The following is a 4,245-nucleotide window of genomic DNA, read 5'->3' as shown; positions in this document are numbered from 1 at the left end:
CCAACCCCAATGCCAATCAAAGCTGTGGCTGTGGTAAGTCGTTTAGCGTTTAGGGGATTGTTAGTTGAAAGTCTGTCAGTTCAAGACCACCACCAAGGACTAGAGGAATTAGGCAGTGGCGCTATATAGGTTCGTGCTTATAGGTAGCGCTATATCTAGTTAGGGCGCAAGGCTTGTAACCCTACAATAGATTAGGCTTGAGCCAGAGATTTTGGGGAAGTCCTAGACTAATAAGTAATGACTAATGACTAACGACTAACATATTATTTTCAGCTAATGACTAAAACATCACTATTTGGTCTGAAGGCAGATCATTTTCGTCATCCCCTAGATTTGGAAGCAACCACAGCCCTGAAGCAGTTGCCAGGGATAGACTTGGTGGTGCGAAATTTACTAGGTCCTGTGGCGGAACAGTTTTTTTATCTGAACAATATTGCTGCTAGTGTTTTGGTGGGAGAAAATCAACTGCCCCATCTTCATAAACTACTCGAAGATGCCTGCACAACTTTAGATTTAGAGCCGCCTCAGCTTTATGTGCAGCAAAATCCCGCTCCCAATGCCTATACCTTTGCTATGCGGGGTAAACAGCCTTTCATTGTCTTGCACACCTCTTTAATTGATCTGCTGACACCAGAGGAAATTCAGGCGGTTATTGCCCATGAACTGGGTCATCTCAAATGTGAACATGGGGTGTACCTAACACCGCTCAATATCATGGTATTAGCGGCTAGTTTAATTCCGAATTGGGGGATGCTCATTGCTCAAAGCATACAGGAGAAGATGTTAGAGTGGCTAAGATGTGCGGAATTTAGTTGCGATCGCGCTGCTTTACTGGCTACTCAAAATCCGAGAGTGGTCATGTCTGTATTGATGAAACTGGCTGGTGGTTCCCCAACTCTGGCACCACAACTGAACCTAGATGCGTTTATTGCTCAAGCTAGGGCTTACGATAGCGCTGGTGATACTGAGCTGGGTCAAGTTCTCCAACAATTGCAGATCTCTCAACTGAGCCATCCCTTACCTGTACTACGGGCGCGAGAAATTGACCGTTGGGCAAGTTCTCAATCTTATCAGTCCTTGTTAAATCAGCAGCTAATTAGTTATAATAATGGGGATGCCCAAACGGGCGGGTGGCGAAATTGGTAGACGCACCACACTCAAAATGTGGCGGCCTTATGGTCATGAGAGTTCGAGTCTCTCCCCGCCCACTGTAACTAAGGGGCAATATGAATGGTACAACGACTAAAACACAAAAACCATGAGCGAGAGTTAGCCACTTAATTTATTGAGTTGGCGTGGAGCGTACCGGGATTTATCCCGGCTATCGTTTTAAAATAGAAGTGCAAGTAAGAACAAGGTTGGTTACGTTGATTTTTTGCTAGTACGGTGAGACTCCAGCCAGTAAGAGACGGGGAGAATCCTACTCCTCAAGGAACAGGCAAGCAATGCAGCAAAAAGTAGTAATTTATTGCCCTAATTGTTTGGTACAACCGCTCCGAAAGCTATTTAAATCAAAAGTAAATCCACAGGTTAACTTCTCGTGTTAATCCGAGGGAGGTAGGGCAGTTTTGAATCTGCCACAACGGTACAGACTGGACTTACTCAAAGCGTCAGTACTGTAAGCGTCGTGGAGCGCGGTTTCAACCCGCGTAACGACACGACTCTTAGAATCCACGCGGTTTCAACCCGTGGAGAATTCAAAGACTCAGATGCTGCGCCGGAAGCTTAAGGAAACTCGGAAAGCACTCTAAAACCAAAATCAATACCAAAATCAATACCAAAATCAACGATGGGGAAGAGATATCAATGCTCTTCCCTATTTTTTTTGTAGAACCCTGTCTAAGCGGATCAAAATATTCCTTGAAATAACCCAAACTCAGAAATACTTACCATAAGCTTCATAAATCTTTATAATATTCGTGAGGAAGCTTAACAAAATAGATATTAGCTCATACAATGATCGACCAGCGCCTTCAACGCAGTAAATTGGATGAGAGCGATGATGCTCTGTTCTATTCATTTCCACGGTTTGTGACTCATGTCGATGAGGGCTTTATTGATCAGCTGGTAAACCTCTATCGGGAGCGACTACAACCCAACACCCGCATCCTCGATCTTATGAGTAGTTGGGTTTCTCACTTACCAGAAGACATGGAGTTTGCTCATGTTGAGGGGCATGGGATGAATGGCGAAGAATTGGTCAAAAATCCTAGACTTAATCACTACTTTATCCAAGACTTGAATCAAAATCAGCAATTGCCATTGCCTGACCAAGACTTTGATGCTGTCCTGATTGCTGTTTCAGTTCAGTATCTTCAGTACCCCGAAAAAGTTTTTGCTGAGATTAATCGCGTCTTAAAACCAGGGGGAATAGCAATTGTTAGCTTTTCTAACCGAATGTTTTTTCAAAAGGCGATTCAGTCTTGGCGAGATGGTAGCGAGCAAAGTCGAGTGGAGTTAGTGAAAACCTATTACCAGTCTATTCCTGGATTTAGTTCGCCTGAGGTTGTGGCTCGACCCTCCCCGCTTCCTACTTTTCTGCTACAGCTTGGGATCACTGGAGGCGATCCATTCTATGCAGTACTGGCTAATCGAACTCATTGAGCCTTTTTATGAAGGGTTTTGTTGAGGGTAATTTTTAATAGTCAAGAGTCAAAAGTCAACAAAAAAGCAATAGTCAAGAGTCAACAAAACAGCAATTAACTAACTTAATAACTAATGACTAATTATTCATCAATTTGCCAGACATCTTGACTCAAGGCTTCATCCAGAATTTTTTTCGGTCGTAATACTAGGATCAGGCGTCCCAAAAAACTAACATCAGGAGAATCTGGAAACCACTTAATCTCCAACTGTCCTGATTCTTCAACCAAAAAGTAGCTGTCCCCATCCCACTGCTGCTGTGAGCGGTCAATAATAAGCAAAATCTCTTCAGGTTTGTTATTCTGTTGAATAGGCAGCTGATTACTGTTACACAAAATCACCACTGGATCTTGTGCCTTCAAAACTACCTGCCAGCCGGGTACTGCCACGAACGTCTGCTCTCGAAGCCCTTTAACTATACTGAAAGCACCGGTATAGTCAGTTTTAGGAACCTGGTTGAGATCAGCTATTGTCAGGGGTAATGCACCGACTACGGGAAGCAAGCGGGGTAAATCTTCTTCAGCTTCGAGGCGGTATATGGGTAATCTGGGGGCTGGACGCTGAGTGCTACCAAATGCTCCTGTGAGTAATTCTTCGATTTGTTGTCGGGCTTGTTGAGTATGAGCAAACATCAAGCCTCGGGCAATCAAACGAGAACGTTCTTGCAAATCATTGTGTTGTTTGGCAAGTTTCCAATACTGATAGGCAACAGCATCACCAGGATGATTGGTGAATCCCTCGGGTGGACGGCTTCTGCGGGAAAATGACTTAAGTGCTTTGGCAACTTCATGGGCTCCTTCGGAGTTCAAGTTTCTAGCAACCAGAAATTCAGCAGCAGCAGCTCGTTCCTCTTGGGTGAGAATCCGCAACTCGTACAGGGAATCGCTACCAGTACTCTCAAAACGCGATCGCACTGCCTCGGACACCCCTACTGTAATCAAACTTGTATAAACCTGAGATGCCACCATCACTTGATTCTGTTGAATTGGCTCAAACCCAGTTTCTTCAAAAATTACCTGAGAACTGTAGCCAGCTTTCTGTAGCTGCTGACAGGCTTTACCCCACTCCACCCAGTTGCGTTCTTTGCGCCGCAGTAAGGTTAATAAATCTTCAGTATTTATCTGTTCTGAATTGGTTTGAGGGTGACTTTCAGGAGAGCCTGGTGGTACTTCAGTCATGGTTTAAACAAAAAGAAAACGAACAGTGCCATCAACGGCAATGTGTATTATATCCCGTGAGGGTTTAGTGTGGCAGGATGTCACTTTTGGAAAAAGCCTACAATAGAGATTGGGCATTAAAGCAATTTTTGAAGTATAAAAGATGAAGATAGCAAGTGTAAAGGCAGCAATGATAAAGGTGAGGGATGGTGCATCTTTAAAATAATCCTCAAACCTAATAATTGTTAAGGAACCGCAGCCATATATAGCGCTTCTACTAGTAATGAGGTACACAGGATTTTTTCCCTATTACCTGATCTGAAGTTCCCTATTCCCTATTCCTTATTCCCTATTCCCTATTCCCTATTCCCTATTCCCTATTCCCTATTCCCTATTCCCTATTCCCTATTCCCTATTCCCTATTCCCTATTCCCTATTCCCTATA

General features: G+C 43.8%; 3 protein-coding genes and 1 tRNA gene. 3 read left to right on the top strand and 1 reads right to left on the bottom strand.

Translation table 11 applies throughout. From position 1 onward, the window contains the following. Positions 1-276: 276 nt before the first annotated feature. The 3 genes from F6J99_RS42570 to F6J99_RS42560 all read left to right on the top strand — a co-directional run bounded on the left by F6J99_RS42570 (position 277) and on the right by F6J99_RS42560 (position 2,604). A complete protein-coding gene (locus tag F6J99_RS42570) occupies positions 277-1,146 on the top strand; it encodes a M48 family metallopeptidase (protein WP_293122849.1) in 870 nt (289 codons plus the stop codon). After that, positions 1,125-1,208: transfer RNA gene (locus F6J99_RS42565), tRNA-Leu, on the top strand. The genes F6J99_RS42570 and F6J99_RS42565 overlap by 22 nt, the downstream gene beginning before the upstream one ends. A gap of 748 nt (positions 1,209-1,956) precedes the next feature. Continuing rightward, complete coding sequence (locus F6J99_RS42560; RefSeq protein WP_293122847.1) at positions 1,957-2,604, top strand: class I SAM-dependent methyltransferase; 648 nt, start codon at positions 1,957-1,959, stop codon at positions 2,602-2,604. A gap of 122 nt (positions 2,605-2,726) precedes the next feature. Here the strand turns inward: F6J99_RS42560 and F6J99_RS42555 are convergent, their stop codons facing one another. Beyond that, the gene (locus tag F6J99_RS42555) at positions 2,727-3,821 is read right to left on the bottom strand and encodes a RuBisCO accumulation factor 1 (RefSeq protein WP_293122845.1); all 1,095 of its coding nucleotides are present in this window, start codon (positions 3,819-3,821) and stop codon (positions 2,727-2,729) included. Between the last annotated feature and the right edge of the window lie 424 nt (positions 3,822-4,245).

The sequence above is a fragment of the Moorena sp. SIO4G3 genome (assembly GCF_010692305.1).
In the GTDB taxonomy this organism is placed as follows: domain Bacteria; phylum Cyanobacteriota; class Cyanobacteriia; order Cyanobacteriales; family Coleofasciculaceae; genus Moorena; species Moorena producens_A.
This window is presented reverse-complemented; position numbering and strand designations above follow the sequence as displayed.